Consider the following 15,723-nt stretch of genomic DNA (forward strand, 5'->3'; position numbering starts at 1 on the left):
AAACATCGCAAGGCAGGTGAGTGCAATAAAGCATTTTTTCATGGTATTTCCTTATTTATTATCGTTGTATTAATACTATACCAACTTTCAATACTTAATATTGATCAAGACATAGCAAGCATAGGCTCTGGTGTAAATTACTCGGCATTAATACGTAAGTTTTATGATGTTTTATCAATGAGGTCTTTTTATTGCCTGGGCTGAGTAATATTCCTTGTTCTAACGCTAAACGAGCTACCTGCTTTTCATCTCCACGAATGTACATTGAGATGGGTTTTACAATTTTGTCATCAATAATGTGTTGATTAAAATCTTTTGCTGAGATAATTAAACTGGATTTACCATCACTGTCGAGTTTCAGTTTTGCATCAATATCGGTATCGGTGATCACTACCCATTCTTGTGCTGTGAGCCCTGCTAACATATTCTTCAGCCCTGCACCTGTAGCGATTTCAGTGCTGTTAGCTTGTTGGTACTGACCGGCAATACAGGTTAATAGTCGTTTTAGTTGAGCCCCTGCTCCTTGACTACGAGCTTGGCTTATCCAAGCTGTTAAGTCGTCAGCCATTAGCTTTGAAAAACGTTTTGTTTTTAACGACTCAACCATCCAGTTACATAAAAAATGGCTTTCTTGTGCTGGCGTTCTGACCGCTTTGTGCTGTGATGCCGAAGTGTTTATGGCGTCTATTCCCGCTAGCGCAAGTGTTAATAAGGCTTGGTTGTATGTTTCTGTCGTCATTTCAACTGGGTCAATAAAGTAATGTGATGGTTAGTTTACCGTGTAGTAGCAAATTGCTAAATAGATATTTGTGTTTAGTCGCTTAGCTGAACTGTCGTCTATATTTGAATTCGCCGCATTTTACCTAACGATAAGCTGCGGCTAAAAACTATTGTCGATTATTTTTGAGGTGGGAACTGTACCAAAATAGCAGCAACCGTTTGATTAATGCTTTTGACTTTATCTTCACCACCCTCGTCAAAGTGGTACTGACCATTACCACGCCAAATCAGGCGTTTATCTGTGGGATCGATAATATCAATTTGAATGGTTTGAGTTTTAGCGGTGTCACTGCCTAGCGGGATACCAATACTGGTGCCAAGACTAATACCGCCACCAGACCCCCAAGTTCCAGAGCCTAAGCCAATTGATAATCCTGAATCTTGTTCTTTGTTTTCAGTGACGAAAGCATAGCTAACTAAAAAGTCGGCATTATCAGCTTTAAATACATAACCTTGGTTAAGTAATGTTTGTTTAATATCATCATTAATGCGGTCTGCAGTTAATGGGTCATCCGTTTGTTTTACACTAAGTTGGCTGAATGTTTTCAGTACTGAGAAGTCGTAATTAACATCATAATCTTGTTTAGGTTTTGTTGCACAAGAGGCCAGAAATAGCAGGCCGCACAATAATAAAATCTGCTTGAATAAAATCTGCTTGCGCCACGCGATTGTATGCCAGAGCAATTGACCCGAATGTCTTAATGTACTCATGAAACCTCCTATTAACTCGCAATAATGTACAAAATCCACTTAATTAGTATAACCTTAACCTAACGGTGTTTGATGGTGGCTTTAGCTAATAAAGCGAATGGCTGTTATTAATCCAAGCTGTAAATGACTATATCGTATATTTAGATGTTAAGTACTTAATTCAATATTAGCTGAGGTTAAGCATTCTAATGATGGAACAGTTAAGTTTTTTTGCGGTGCCCAGCCCATGTATCGGCGTTTGTCAGTCTGACAGTCGTGGATATTGTATGGGCTGTCTTAGAAGCCGTGATGAACGTTTTAACTGGATGAGTTACAGCGAGCTGCAAAAGCAAGACGTTATCCGTCTGTGCTCTCAACGTAAACGACGTCGTCAATATGCTATTCATAAAGCGAAACAATTGGAGTTACAAACTCAGCAAACGTCGCAGGCACTTCCGTTAGATTTTGAAGCAAAGACAACGCTAGAAAATGAAGATGTTGATTTAACCGACTTTAGTTTAGATTAATACTTTCTATCACGCTTTCATTGCCTGCCAAAATAGTCTGAAGCTTGCGTTTCTGTATATTTCGTCATTACCTAAATGAGGATTGTCGGTAAAAAAACGAATCGCAGCTAAGTACTGACCATGGCAGTTTTCGAGCAATAATTCGTTGGGAAAGTCAGCTATTATCTGCTGCTGTTTACCTTGATTAATCAATTCGACCACAAATCCAAGAATGCTGTTCATTGCTTGTTTTCTGACGTCAGCATCAATGTCTGCTGACATCGAGTATTGTAGAAAAAAAAGTTGCTTTAAGGGTTGTGCAATGGCCCAGTCGATGGCTTTTTGCCATAACGTATTGGCATCTCGTTCGATATCGCCACTAAAATCGGTGCTGCTCACCATGTTGGTAGCAAACTCTTGTTTAATCGATAAAAAAAGCTGATTCATGATGTCTTTTTTTGTCGGGAAATGATGAAACAACGTGCCCGTTGCCACGCCAGCCGCTTTGGCTATCGATGCAGTCGATGTTGCATTGAAGCCTTTGTTAACAAACAACTGTAAAGCCGAGTTTAAGATGGCTTGTTTTTTATCTGTGGTCACAATCGATGTACCGCTCATTGAGTCAACATACCTTTTTTTATCTATGATCTATTAATCTTTGGTCCATTTATCTATTTATCTATTTATCTATGGATCAATTAGGTTATGGATAATTTATCTAGTTTGTTTTATGACAAATTCTGCTCTGCAAGTATCACTTTAATAAGTGATACTTGCAGTCGCGTCAATTTGGGGAGGGTTGGGGAGGGTTAACGTAAGAAAAATTTCATCAATAATTTTTGGATCACGCCGCCATAAGGAGGGTGAACAAAGATGCCGGTATTAATTTTTCCACTGTTCAATATGGTTTTAGCATGACTAAAGGTTAAAAAGCCTTCTTTGCCGTGATAGTGCCCCATGCCAGATGGACCAATACCGCCAAAGGGGGCGTCATCCGCAGCCACATGGAATACAGTGTCATTAATACAAACGCCACCAGAATGGGTTTGCTGCAATACTTTTTGCTGCGTTTGTTGTTCAAAGCTCATGATATACAAGGCTAATGGACGGTCATTTCGATTGATATAACCTATTGCTTCATCGACTGACTGATAGCTAATAATGGGCAATAATGGCCCAAAAATCTCATCCTGCATTATAAGCATGTCGTCGGTGGTATTTGTCACAAGTTGAGTGGCTATTTTTCGCTGAGTTGTCGATATTGGGCCATCAATCGCGGAGGTGATTGTTGCGCCTTTGGTTTTAGCATCTTCTAGCACCGCAAGCAGGCGTTGGTATTGGCGATCATTAATGATATTGCCGTAGTCTTGGTTGGTGTCGAAATTAGGGTACATTTTATTAAAGCGACGTTGATAAGCAGCAATAAACGCATCAACTTTTTCCGCAGGACACAACACATAGTCAGGCGCGACACAAATTTGGCCAGCATTTAAACATTTGCCAAAAATAAGTCGTTCTACAGCGGTGTCGATAGGCATGTCTGGAGCGATGATGGCTGGAGATTTACCACCTAATTCTAATGTTACTGGGGTAAGGTTGTCGGCTGCTGCACGCATAACATGGCGGCCAACAACGGTTGAACCAGTAAATAGAATATGGTCAAAGGTTAATGCTGAAAATGCTGCCGCTACATCAGCTTCACCTTCGAATAACTCAACTTCAGTTGAATCAAAAATCGTTGCTAGCATCTTGCGCAATACCGCATTAGTTGCCGGAGTGAATTCCGACATTTTCAGCATTGCGCCATTACCGGCAGCAATGGCGGTGGTCAGCGGACCCATAGATAACATTACCGGGAAGTTCCACGGCACAATAATACCGATTACGCCTAAGGGCTGATATTGTACCGACACTTTGGAAGGGGATAGTAATAAACCAGCATGTCTGCGACTGGGTTTCATCCATGACTTAAGATGCTTGATGGTGTAATTGATGTTATTTACGCAAGGCATAATATCCGAAATGATAGTGTCGTTTGGCGATCGATGACCGTAATCATTAATTAATGCGTCGATAATGGGTTGCTGGTAATCAAGTAAAGCTTGTTTTAGCTTGGTTAATTTATCTACCCGTGATTGGTAATCTGGTGCCGGATTAGACTGAAAACGCGCTCGTTGATCAGTAAGTAACTGTCGTAATTGAGTTTGATTATTATCAACGGCCATATTCATATTCGATCTCCTGCAAAATAACGATGTTGATTTGATAAGCTTTACAGTAAAAGAGCTCTCAAACCGACTGATTAGTCGGTCTGATGTTATGCCTGTTTATGATCTAAAGCAAGTTTTCGCCTTTGATTTGATTTTGATCACAAAGCAACCATTTAATCCTGTCTATACTTAATATGTTGAGATGGAGCCGAGTGTGTTTTAGTGAGGCGTGTAATGTCATTGCAAAGCACTCTTTGCAATGTAGAGGAGAATAATATGCGAACACGTAATATTTTATGGCCAACAGACTTTTCTGATACCGCGTCACATGCTTTACGCTATGCCATTGAAATGGCGAATTTATATCAAGTAGGCATTCGTATTTTACACGTTGTAGATCAACCTTTTGGTGATGAGAATTACATGATTCTTGCGATAACGCCCGAAGAGTTGGCTAAAAGTATGGAAGACGCTGCTGCGAGTAAAATGCATGAGTTATTAGCTCAGTTGAATACTAATTTAAAGATTGAAACGCTTATTCGCCGTGGTGATGCCATTGATGAAATTTTGGCAGAGGCCAATAACGGTGAAATTGGTATGGTGGTTATTGCCAGCCATGGTAGAACCGGACTGTCTCATTTTTTGCATGATAACGTTGCCGAGGCGATTGCCAATAAAGCCGACTGTCCTGTGCTAGTGGTCAAATAAAATCGACGCTTATCGTTTATGCAGTAATGCTTTTCGACAGCTTAAAAGCGAGAACCGGGTTGAGTTAAAAATTCGAGTTCTGTAGTCGTAGACTCGCGACCTAACAGGGCGTTGCGGTGTGGATAACGATTAAATTGAGCAATAATCGCTTGGTGCTGTCGCTGGCTTGGTAAATTGTCGGGTGCATATTGTTCAAATAAAGGTAAAGCTTGCTGGTGGATCTCCATCGATTCACTATGCATGTAAGGCATGATTAAGAATGCAGCTTGTTGCGCGGTTAATTCAGCTAAACAGCCAAGTGCAACGGCTTGTTGAGCAAGCTCTAACGCGATATTGTCAGCGGAAAATGCGGCTGGAGTATCGCGATAAATGTTTCGCGAAAATTGGTCTAATACGATTATTTCGGCCAATCGACCTTGGGCATCTTTACGCCAATGTTGTAACTCACCTTTGATAGCTGCCTTTAAAGTGGCGCCATATTGGTTGTTTATCTGTAAATCTAACTCGGTATCTTTTATCCACCATTGTTTTGGGGATATTTGAACAAACCAAAAATCGATAATATCCTCGGCTGCGACATTTGTTGCTCGTATTTCATTCATTATGCTAAATCCAATTATGATTATTATGGACCGTGGCATTGAGCGACAGCGCCACAATTTGCTGTGCAACCGATGCAGGAATATACGGGAACACCACACTGCCACTGGCCAATCCTATTTCAACATAGGCTAGCTGAGCATGTTTTTGACTTTGAGTTTGGGTAATTTTAACGTGTTGGACTTTGTCAAATGCGACCCGCTTCCATTGTTGACCTAAAAAGCCGCTGTGTTGCCAAATAACCTTATCTGCTAATACATATCCCCATTGCTTATAACGAATGTAAATCGCGAACATCATCATTGTGGTAGTAAACCAAGTGAGCTCAAAAAATTCAAGGCTATGATGGCCGTAGTAACCGACAATGGTGAGTATGATGGCTGGAAACAGCGGTATAACGATTCGCTTTGTCAGCCAATTAATATGGATAGGGTTATAACTACTAGGTAATGCACTTGCGCCACCACTAATAAGAGGAATGCTAGCCAAGAGTAATTCTATTTCAGTAGACTTTACACTAGGAACTAACATGTGCTGTTTGGTTTTTTGTTCAACCTCATGCCCTTTAACTTGCTTAAAGTATACGGTCCAACGGCTAAATAAGCGCGCAATAGCGGGTTGTTGAACATGGATTAGTTGAATACGTTTTATGGCCAATGCATCTTGTTGGTGTGAAATGACTCCGCCACTTCGCTGTATGGTTTCATCATGTTTATCGAGCTGATATGGATGATATTTTAAAATAGCTGCCACAATTGAAATTAACGAAAACAAGCTGTAAATCGCAAATAACCCCACGATGACCATGATGGTTTGCAAACCAATGTTTTGATGGGTTTGCTGCTGCACCCATAACCAAAACTGCTGCGCGAGCGGTGAGTCGAATATTTTATCCCAATCTATTTGGCCAGCTATAGGGCCAGCGATAACAGCAAACCAGATAAAATTGTTTTGATAAAAACCAAATAAGACTAAATCAGCTAAACTTTTACGCACAATTGGCTGTGTGTTATCGATATTATGTTGATTGTTTGCCTGTGAAATTGTGTCTGTTGGTGTTACTGCAGCATGGCTTAAATTTAACAGTAAACGTTTTAAGGTTTGTGCTTGTAATGTGTCTAATGCAGCTAAATGTGCTTCGTCTTTTTTAGACCCAGCGGTTTCAATGACCAGAGTGCCGAGTGACAATGGTTTGAAGTAAAACGGCTGTTCATAACGAATATTTTGTATTCTGCTTAGCGGAATTTCATCTTTTTTGGTAAAAAATAAGCCGCGTTTGACTTCAAGTTGATGGTTATGAAGACGAAATCGAAATTTACGCCATTCTATTATTGCGAAAAGTGTCACCAGTATTAATAAAACACTCGACGCCAATATGCCCCATTGCATATCAAAACCTTGCTGCCATCCTGTATAGGCAATTGGCACGATAGCAAAACCATTACTGAGGATGTTTTTCAAGGTACTGAAAATGTTACTTACAATGGACCACGCCGACAGTGCTTGCCATTGTTGTAAACCACTTGTTGGATTGTCGTTATTCAGATTCGCATCAACGGTTTTGCTTTCTATCGTCTCATCAATGGTTTTTGTCGCATCGACAATATTTGCATCGAATGCGCTATTGGTTGTAACTCCATCGGTATCATGAGGCTGGCTATTGTCTGATGATGTCGATGACTTATCCATTATGATTACCTTGCTGAGAAGGTTGAATGGATAACGGATCAGTTTGAGCATCTGCTGGTGTTGGAACAATAATTTCGGGTTCGGTAGTGAGTAATTGATGCGTTGCTGCTGCTTGGCTCAATAAATGTTGGCGTAAATGCTCAGCTAACTCGGCATTAAGACCTGGTAGATCTATTTCAGCTAAACCGCTGCCGGCACTGAAAAATTTTAAAGTCACTAAGTTGTATTTTCGCTCGAGAGGCCCTTGAGACAAATTAACATGTTGCAGCCGAGTATAAGGCAGTGCAGTTGTTGATACCCAAAATAACCCTTCACGAAACACCATTTCATGTGTAAACAAGCCATAAGCAATTTTATGTGCTTTAAGGTGGATAAGTTGAATCAGCACAACCGCTAATACTATTGCTGAAACCAAGCCTACAGCAGCTATAGTCAATGGCAGTGGTTTAGCTATTAATAGAAATGCGCTTAAAACCGTTATGATTATCACCGCCACGACACTGCTAATGATCAATAATAACTTAGGGTAATTAGGATCAATACTGCTCAGTGGCAAGTCGGAAAGTTGAATATACTCATCTTGGGATAATCGAGGACCGTGGTCGTAAGCGTGGGCGAATGTTTCACTTGAAGGAGACATCGCAGAGATAGTAGTCGCCGCTGAAGGATTATTTGATTGCGGCTGTATTATTGAGCTCTTTGACTGCGGCGGTGTATCCATGTCTATTGGTTTTCCATGTTTAATCAGATCTATTGCTAAAAACTATAACCAGATTGTCTCTACTTAGGTAGTGTTAATCGTAATGGGTTATTGATAAATCAATCAATTATCCTTTTATCCATGATTAATTCAGTCGCAATGCCGCGATTAATTCAGCCACAATGGGCTGACACTAGCAATAGTGCTTGCGTGATTGACTACAGATGCAGTAATTTCTACTGAGTGATGTAGAGGTAATAGGGTGTGTGAAGGATGTTTTCGAATAATTACGTGATCAATAAATCGCAAAAAGCATTTCTACGAAAATTGTATTTAGCGCACTTGCTGGATGAAGAGCAGCACAACTTATTAAGCTTACATAAACTGACTCTTATGCCTAGAAGGACATTGCAAGATGCAATAGCTGCATTTGCTGATATTGGCATTGAAGTGGATTTTGTGCAGCAAGGTCAGCGTCATAACGAAGGTTATTATCGCATTTCAACTTGGGGCCCAATCAGTAGTGCTTGGGTGAGTAGCCATTTTGAGCAGATTAAACAACACATTGAAACAGCTGGCGAATCAGAATCGATCAGTTAGGCCATATATTGCAATAATGGGTTGTTAAAAGGGTTATTCATGGCGATACAGATACTATTATTTAATGCTCAAGGTCAGTTATTATCACAAGGTGATGAGACTCTTATGAGTCAGTATGATCCCCAACAGCAGTTAATATGGGTCGATATTTCAGGCCAGCATAGCCAAGCGTTTTTCAAACAATACCCCTTATTTGGCATTGATCACCTAGACTTTGAAGAAGCACAGCGAGAACGTCACCCACCGCAATTTGAAGAATATGATTCACATTCGTATTTGTTAACCCACGAGCTTATGGCTAGAGATGAGTATCTTTTGCTCGAACGCAGCCAATTACTACTGCATGTGAACGACGGTTTTTTAGTCACCCAACACCTGAAACCGTCTATCAGTGTCAACAAAGTGATCCAACGGATTAGCGCACAAGGTTGCCTCGAAAGTACGGACATGAGTCGAGTCAGTTTTGAGTTGATGCGCCAAATTGTGATTGATTATCTGGCGGTGATGTTGGCATTAGAAGAACGTTTAGGTGAAATAGAAGATGAAATCTTTGATGTATCTACTGATGATTTATTAGCAGAGCTAATCGCTTATAGCAGTAAGCTACAAAAAGCCAAACGTTCGTTTAGTTACCATGAAGAAATCTTGCAGCAACTGCTTGGTGATAACACTCATTTGCATATTAAGATGGACTATGAGCAATTGAGCTATTTATATAATCAGTTTGAACGCCTATCGAGTCGTGCCAGTCTTTATCAAGGTTTAGTGGACAGTTTAATCAATGGTTATATTTCGGTGAGTGCTCATAAAACTAACCGCGTGATGATGACATTAACAATGGTCACCGCGATTTTTTTACCATTAACATTAGTCGCCGGCATTTACGGAATGAACTTTGACAATATGCCTGAATTAAAATGGCATTTTGGTTATTTTTCGGTATTAATCCTAATGGCAGTCATTGTGGTTTCAGGTTTATGGATTGCTAGAATCAAACGTTGGTATTAATTAAGGTAAACGAGATAAAAGGGTGATCGGGTGACAGGATTTCAACATGGATTAGATTTTGGTGAGCCACAAAGCGGCTTCACTCAAGATACCGTTGTTGCGCCAACAGCGATTAACCAAAACCGTCCACCAGTTACTTGGATTAAAGGTTTTTTGTCACCCAAGCAGCAACAGTTGTTAATGATGGAAGTAGAGCAATACCCATTAGATCGCGTGGCGATTGAAGTCTATGGTAAGCAGCATTTTATTCCTCGCACCCAAGCTTGGTTTGGCGATCTGGGTTGCGATTATCACTATTCCAAATTACACATCACCGCACTGGCTTGGCCAAAAGTGTTAAGTCGATTACGTGCAAAATTGCTTAATGACCATCAAATAGACAGTAATTCAGTGTTAGTTAATCGCTATGCCGATGGCCGTGACTGTATGGGCTGGCACAGTGATGATGAACCTGAAATCGTCACGGGTTCGGCGATTGCGTCTATCACGTTAGGCGCTTGTAGAGATTTTGTTGTGCGCCATAAACCGACGCAAACTAAAGTTAATTTTGCCCTAGAGTCAGGCGATTTACTCATTATGCATCCTGGTATGCAACAACAATGGCAACATGCTTTACCTAAGCGTCTTAAGGTAACTGAACCGCGTATTAATTTCACTTTTCGGCACATTATCCCTCATTATTATGGTTAACAAATCTCGTTAATGGCCATAGCTAAAAGCTAAAAGCCTAGAGGCTAGGACGCTGCGCGGCTAGATGCTATAAAATCTTAGCAGCGAAGCGCTCTATCCGCGTAGCGAACTAGCAGCGAAGCGACTCTAGGACCTCGAAGACCGAAGGTCGAGCTAGTTTGGGGATATCGCTAAAATGGATCATTATTGAACCGTTACCCGCTATGTATACGTACTCATTAGCATTAGTACAAGTTGTGGTAATGAATAGATGAATAATGCTGGTGGCCAAACTTTCGAAGAAACGAATTTACAATCGACATCACAATCTACTGTCAATGCACTTTATTGGTTAGGTGATGATCTGCGGGTAGCAGATAATGCCATCTTTGCAGATATAGCCCTGCATGCACAACAGTTGATGGTGGTGTACTGCATCGACCCAAACTGGTTTCGCCAAGCTCAATATCAGGCTGAGTATGTCGGTAAGTACCGACTGCGGTTTTTATTAGAATCATTGCGGGCTTTAGATGAAACGCTTAATCAATATGTTCAACAAGTGCATATTGTTTATGCTTCAGCGCAAAAATCGTTACCCTATATAATTCAAGCTCATAATATTTCGAGGGTATACCGTAGTAACCATAGTGGTGCTGATGAGCAAACGGCTTGGCAAGTCATTCAGCAGCAGTGCCCCAATGTTGAATATTCGACTATTACCACTCAAACTCTGTTTGATCTGCAGCAACTGCCTTTTGAATTAGCCGATCTGGCTCCGACATTTAGTCAGTTCCGTAAAAAGGTCGACAACGTTAATATCAGCCCTGCCATTGATACAGTATCTTGGCTCCCGTCTATGGTCGCACTTAAGCCACAAGACAAACAACTTCAGTCTTGGCTGGCTTATCCTAGCTGGTTGCCACAAACTCAAACGATGAGTAACGTCTTTTGCGGTGGTGAAGCACAAGGGAAGTTGCAACTAGACAGTTACTTTTCGTCAAATTTAGCCCATAACTATAAAGCCGTACGAAACGAACTTGATGGCTGGGAATGTTCAACAAAGTTTTCGCCTTGGTTAGCCAATGGTTGTCTATCGGTAAGACAAGTCGTCGCAGCATTAAAGCAATTTGAGTTACAACAAGGTGCTAACGAATCTACCGAGTGTATTTTGTATGAGCTGCTTTGGCGTGAGTATTTCCATTTTTACGCGCATAAATTCAATACGCTGGTGTTTAGATTTTCAGGCATTAATGGACGTAAACCATTAACCAGTTTTTACGCCCAACGCATTCGAGCTTGGAAAACCGCCACTACACCTTATCCGTTTGTGAATGCATTGATGAAGCAGTTAAATGACACTGGCTATATGTCAAACCGCGGCAGGCAAATTGTAGCAAGTTGCTTGGTCAATGAACTGCAATGTGATTGGCGTTATGGGGCGGCGTATTTTCAACAGCAATTAATTGATTATGATTCAGCTGTGAATTGGGGTAATTGGCAGTATCTAGCCGGTGTTGGTGCCGATCCACGCGGTTCGAGACGTTTTAATCTGCAAAAACAGCAACAGACATACGACCCACAAGGATTATTTATTAATGCATGGTTGGGACGTGAGGCATTACAGCAACATAATGAGAGTCATGCGTCATATTGTATCGATAGTGTTGATATAACCGATTGGCCAAGGAGTTAATTTCAGATCGACTTGAGAAAGTTGTGCTCAAACGTTAACTTTTACCCTGCTTGTTTGACCTTTATTAGGCAAACCAGTACCCTTTGATTTCATCGATATGGATTAATAAGAGTATCACTATGTCTGTCGAACAAATCATTACCGATAAATTGAATCACGCTTTTGCGCCTTTGCACCTTGAAGTGATTAATGAGAGTAATCGTCATCATGTGCCGCCTAACTCAGAAACTCATTTTAAAGTGGTTGTAGTTAGCGATCAATTTAGCGAACAGCGCTTACTTGCCCGTCACCGTTTGGTCAATCAAGCCCTAGCAGATGAATTAGCCAGTGGCGTACATGCACTATCCATAAATGCTTATAGCCAGCCAGAATGGCAAGCATTGGATGAAGTGCCTAGGACCCCTAATTGTAAAGGGTAAGAGTAAGTGTTAATTGCTATTAACTCTCTGACTGTCTTATATAAAAACCTCACCTAACCCGTGAGGTTTTTTATTTTGTATTGTAATGACGTGGTGTTTGTCACTGGTTGTGATTATGTTACAGTCATGTGATAGACGTGTGGGATTGATATAGGATGTTTACATGAGTAAGGTGATACAAACCTGCTGGTTAATGGGGTTAACGCTATTGTTAGGCTGTCAACAAGAAGCGCCTTCAAAGGTAAGTCCTCTTCTTCAAAAAGATTTAATTCCTCATCAAGTTATTGAATGGCGTTTAGCCACGTCATGGCCAAAAAATTTATCAGGTTTAGGCATGGCACCTGAACGTTTTGCCAAATTAGTCGAACAAATGTCTAACGGTCGTTTGGTTATTACCGTTTATGGTGCTGGTGAATTAATGCCTGCATTGTCAGTATTTGATGGTGTGAGTAATGGCACTGTAGAAATGGCCCATAGCGCGTCATATTATTGGAAAGGTAAGGCGCCTGCCGCTCAGTTTTTCTCATCAATACCATTTGGATTAAATGCACAGCAAATGAATGCGTGGCTTCATTATGGCGGTGGAATGGAATTATGGGAGGAAGTTTATCAGCCTTTTGGTGTATTGCCGCTTGCCGGTGGAAATACCGGCATGCAAATGGGCGGCTGGTTTAATAAAATCATTGCCACCCCTGAAGACTTTAAAGGCCTCAAAATGCGCTTGCCTGGTATCGGAGGTAAGGTGCTCAAAAAGCTTGGCGGAGTTCCCGTTGATGCACTCGCTGGCAGAGAATTATATGGCGCGCTGCAAACAGGTGCTATTGACGCAGCTGAGTGGGTTGGACCTTATAATGATCTGCCACTTGGGTTGGATCAAGTGGCTAAATATTACTATTACCCTGGTTGGCACGAACCGGGTTCTACGATGGAGTTTTTGATCAACAAACAGGCCTTTTCTACTCTTCCTAATGATTTAAAAATGATTGTTAAAGTAGCAGCCAGAGCCATCAATCAGGATATGTTAGATGATTATACTCAAGGCCATATAGCTGCGATGGATGTATTGCTTAACGAGCATAATGTGCAAGTGAAACCTTTTCCCAATACAGTCATCCGCGCATTAAAATACGCAAGAGATGATGTTCTTAACATCGAAGCGGCTAAAGACCCGTTATTTAATAAAGTACTGGAGTCTTATATGGCTAACGAGAAGTCAGTAAAGCGTTATTTTAGTTACACAGAAGATGCGTTGAGTCGCATTGAGTTAGATGATAAACATCAACAGTAAACTCTAACTGTGACCATACTTAAATAGTGATATTATCGTGTTATTAGTCCTTATATTGTCAGATTATTATTTACTTTGGAGAAAGCAATGCCTTTATTAGACAGTTTTACCGTAGATCATACACGTATGAATGCTCCAGCGGTTCGCGTTGCCAAGCACATGAGCACCCCAAGCGGCGATGCTATCACTGTATTTGATTTGCGTTTTTGTGCACCCAATAAAGATATCCTTAGCGAACGTGGTATCCATACACTTGAGCATTTGTTTGCTGGTTTTATGCGTGAACATTTAAACGGTGATGGCATAGAGATTATTGATATTTCGCCAATGGGATGCCGTACCGGTTTTTACATGAGCTTAATTGGTCAACCTACAGAAAGTAAAGTTGCCGATGCCTGGCTAGCGGCAATGGTTGACGTAACCAATGTGATTGATCAGAAAGATATTCCTGAGTTAAATGAATACCAATGTGGTACTTATGAAATGCATTCATTAGAACAAGCGCAAGACATTGCTCGGATGATCATTGCTGCGGGTGTGAGTGTTAATCAAAATGATGACTTAAAATTAAGTGATGAAATTTTAGGCAATCTTTAATCAATAGAGTTTCAAGCTCTATAGGTTAAAATGGCTAAAGCTGATTTTATGCCAATTAAATAACTTAATGTCGATTAAAGGTTAACAGTACGCTATTTTTATGTGACTGGAACCGTTATTGTACTAGTCACTTTTAACTAAGTGACTAGTCATTTTAAGCGATTTTTTGCGTGAACAGACACATATACGGAGATTAATATGTCTAACCACCCATTTAGCCTGTCAGTGATAGCAGCTGCAGTGCTTTATGTTTGCCATTCAACCAATGCCGTTGCTGAAACAGTGACCGAGTCTATTGATAACCTTAATAATCAACTCGATTTGCAACAGTCATCAATAAGCCAGTTTCATTATCGCCAAAGCAATATTGCGCTAGGGTTGACGGGCGCCACAGTATTACCTACCGCACCACATCAAGATGTGACCATCACAAATGCTGGAGCCACTGACGGTGTAGCTATTTTTCAAGATGGCGTTTTCTTTTCTCCAGCACCGTATTCTGGACAGAATTTAGTGTTGCAACCCAATTTATTGCACCAGAATAAAGTGTCTTTTTCCAGTATGACCAGTGTGACTGAAAGTTCAGAAGCTGCTTTTGGTAAGCTCGACTATCAGTCTGTACAAATTAGTCCCAAAAAATACGCAACAGATGTCAACTTTGAAGGCAGTGATAATAATGCCATCAATGGCGGGGCTGTACTGAGTGGTACTTCAAAGCAAAATGGCATGTTATTGGCCGTTGATTATCAATCGGCATCTGACGTTGTTGGTTATCGTGTCGCCCGTGAAGCAGATAGTACACAGAAAGATATTCTGTTCAAAATTGCTGCCGATAGTTTACCAGGCGCGCGTAATAAACAAACGACCGAATTTAGTTATCAGTACTCATCGCAAGAAGCTGATCGCGGCACGTTGGGGTTAACCAGTGTCGATTTTTCGGTAAATCCGGCTCAATTATATTCAGCAGCCAGTGCCGATAATACAGAAGGTGAGCGTCAACGCTACGTGTTAGCACATAAGCTATTGATGTCGTCCACTTCGACGATGGCTACCGATTTTTATTATCAAACCTATTCACAACAATCTCAAGCAATGCAGTTTGTTGATGGTGAACAGATTAATAGTGCGTTGTTGTCTCGTATCGCTATGTTTGAAGCAACACCTAACGCCGATGGCATGAACTTAGAATCGTTAATACAAAATAACGATTTTGCTGGTTTCGGTGTGCAAACAAAAGGTGTCAGCATGTATGGTCAGCATCAGGTGACTTATAGTGCGCGCTACCATACAGATAAAGCTGAAATGCGTTTAGGTCAACGTGAGTGGTCGTGGAACAATGACTTATCTCTGACGCCGACTACTGATGATGAATATGCGCTGACCTATACTGACGATGCTTCGGCATTTTCATCAGCGGTAGACACTAAATTAAATTATGGTCAGTGGTCTATCAATCTCGGTTTAGGTTATGAGCATGTTAGTGTTTCTCGTGAGCTTGGTGATGTAAATACTAGCCTCAATGCTGCTGATTTCTCTGATGATGGCTGGTTACCTTCTATTGAAGTC

17 protein-coding genes are annotated in these 15,723 nt (G+C 40.9%); 10 read left to right on the forward strand and 7 right to left on the reverse strand.

The window, feature by feature from the left end:
* Positions 1-94: 94 nt before the first annotated feature.
* Both H5202_RS09965 and H5202_RS09970 read right to left on the reverse strand, forming a co-directional pair.
* Positions 95-739 carry a DUF2913 family protein gene (locus H5202_RS09965; protein ID WP_182771940.1) on the reverse strand — a complete coding sequence of 215 codons (645 nt, stop codon included), beginning with the start codon at positions 737-739 and terminating at the stop codon, positions 95-97.
* Positions 740-897: 158 nt separating this feature from the next.
* On the reverse strand, positions 898-1,491 hold the full coding sequence (locus tag H5202_RS09970) for a DUF4136 domain-containing protein (protein WP_259397263.1): 594 nt from the start codon (positions 1,489-1,491) through the stop codon (positions 898-900).
* 191 nt (positions 1,492-1,682) lie between these two features.
* Here H5202_RS09970 and H5202_RS09975 point away from each other — a divergent pair, with 191 nt between their 5' ends.
* On the forward strand, positions 1,683-1,997 hold the full coding sequence (locus H5202_RS09975; RefSeq protein ID WP_182771955.1) for a DUF1289 domain-containing protein: 315 nt from the start codon (positions 1,683-1,685) through the stop codon (positions 1,995-1,997).
* 9 nt (positions 1,998-2,006) lie between these two features.
* On the opposite strand, the gene H5202_RS09980 is transcribed toward H5202_RS09975, so the two are convergent.
* Positions 2,007-2,594: a TetR/AcrR family transcriptional regulator gene (locus H5202_RS09980; protein WP_182771941.1), complete on the reverse strand. Its 588-nt coding sequence runs from the start codon at positions 2,592-2,594 to the stop codon at positions 2,007-2,009.
* Between the two features lie 191 nt (positions 2,595-2,785).
* The gene (locus tag H5202_RS09985) at positions 2,786-4,207 is read right to left on the reverse strand and encodes a coniferyl aldehyde dehydrogenase (protein ID WP_182771942.1); all 1,422 of its coding nucleotides are present in this window, start codon (positions 4,205-4,207) and stop codon (positions 2,786-2,788) included.
* A gap of 255 nt (positions 4,208-4,462) precedes the next feature.
* Between H5202_RS09985 and H5202_RS09990 the strand changes: the two genes are divergently transcribed.
* Entirely contained in the window at positions 4,463-4,894 is a 432-nt protein-coding gene (locus tag H5202_RS09990; RefSeq protein WP_182771943.1) for a universal stress protein, read from the forward strand.
* A 41-nt stretch (positions 4,895-4,935) separates the two neighbouring features.
* Here H5202_RS09990 and H5202_RS09995 read toward each other — a convergent pair whose 3' ends face one another.
* The 3 genes from H5202_RS09995 to H5202_RS10005 are packed head-to-tail and all read right to left on the reverse strand — an operon-like array spanning position 4,936 to position 7,904.
* On the reverse strand, positions 4,936-5,496 hold the full coding sequence (locus tag H5202_RS09995) for a DUF924 family protein (RefSeq protein WP_182771944.1): 561 nt from the start codon (positions 5,494-5,496) through the stop codon (positions 4,936-4,938).
* A gap of 4 nt (positions 5,497-5,500) precedes the next feature.
* A complete protein-coding gene (locus H5202_RS10000; RefSeq protein ID WP_182771945.1) occupies positions 5,501-7,183 on the reverse strand; it encodes a PH domain-containing protein in 1,683 nt (560 codons plus the stop codon).
* Positions 7,176-7,904 carry a PH domain-containing protein gene (locus tag H5202_RS10005; RefSeq protein WP_259397264.1) on the reverse strand — a complete coding sequence of 243 codons (729 nt, stop codon included), beginning with the start codon at positions 7,902-7,904 and terminating at the stop codon, positions 7,176-7,178. The genes H5202_RS10000 and H5202_RS10005 overlap by 8 nt, the downstream gene beginning before the upstream one ends.
* A gap of 252 nt (positions 7,905-8,156) precedes the next feature.
* Here H5202_RS10005 and H5202_RS10010 point away from each other — a divergent pair, with 252 nt between their 5' ends.
* From H5202_RS10010 to H5202_RS10045, 8 genes are all read left to right on the forward strand, one after another.
* On the forward strand, positions 8,157-8,483 hold the full coding sequence (locus tag H5202_RS10010) for a winged helix-turn-helix domain-containing protein (protein ID WP_182771946.1): 327 nt from the start codon (positions 8,157-8,159) through the stop codon (positions 8,481-8,483).
* A 39-nt stretch (positions 8,484-8,522) separates the two neighbouring features.
* Positions 8,523-9,491 (forward strand): magnesium transporter CorA family protein, encoded by a 969-nt coding sequence (locus tag H5202_RS10015; RefSeq protein WP_182771947.1) that lies wholly within the window; start codon positions 8,523-8,525, stop codon positions 9,489-9,491.
* Positions 9,492-9,602: 111 nt separating this feature from the next.
* Complete coding sequence (locus H5202_RS10020; RefSeq protein WP_443019395.1) at positions 9,603-10,181, forward strand: alpha-ketoglutarate-dependent dioxygenase AlkB family protein; 579 nt, start codon at positions 9,603-9,605, stop codon at positions 10,179-10,181.
* A 250-nt stretch (positions 10,182-10,431) separates the two neighbouring features.
* Positions 10,432-11,853, forward strand: coding sequence for a DASH family cryptochrome (locus H5202_RS10025; RefSeq protein WP_182771949.1), 1,422 nt, complete (start codon positions 10,432-10,434; stop codon positions 11,851-11,853).
* A 119-nt stretch (positions 11,854-11,972) separates the two neighbouring features.
* Positions 11,973-12,272, forward strand: a complete 300-nt coding sequence (locus tag H5202_RS10030) for a BolA family protein (RefSeq protein ID WP_182771950.1) — start codon at positions 11,973-11,975, stop codon at positions 12,270-12,272.
* A gap of 163 nt (positions 12,273-12,435) precedes the next feature.
* Positions 12,436-13,560 (forward strand): TRAP transporter substrate-binding protein, encoded by a 1,125-nt coding sequence (locus H5202_RS10035; protein WP_182771951.1) that lies wholly within the window; start codon positions 12,436-12,438, stop codon positions 13,558-13,560.
* Positions 13,561-13,647: 87 nt separating this feature from the next.
* On the forward strand, positions 13,648-14,157 hold the full coding sequence (gene luxS, locus H5202_RS10040; RefSeq protein ID WP_182771952.1) for an S-ribosylhomocysteine lyase: 510 nt from the start codon (positions 13,648-13,650) through the stop codon (positions 14,155-14,157).
* Between the two features lie 198 nt (positions 14,158-14,355).
* Positions 14,356-15,723, forward strand: a 1,368-nt coding sequence (locus H5202_RS10045) for a hypothetical protein (protein ID WP_182771953.1), incomplete at its 3' end; no start/stop codon positions are given.

Origin of the sequence: Shewanella sp. SG41-4 (genome assembly GCF_014164505.1) — a bacterium.
GTDB lineage: Bacteria > Pseudomonadota > Gammaproteobacteria > Enterobacterales > Shewanellaceae > Shewanella.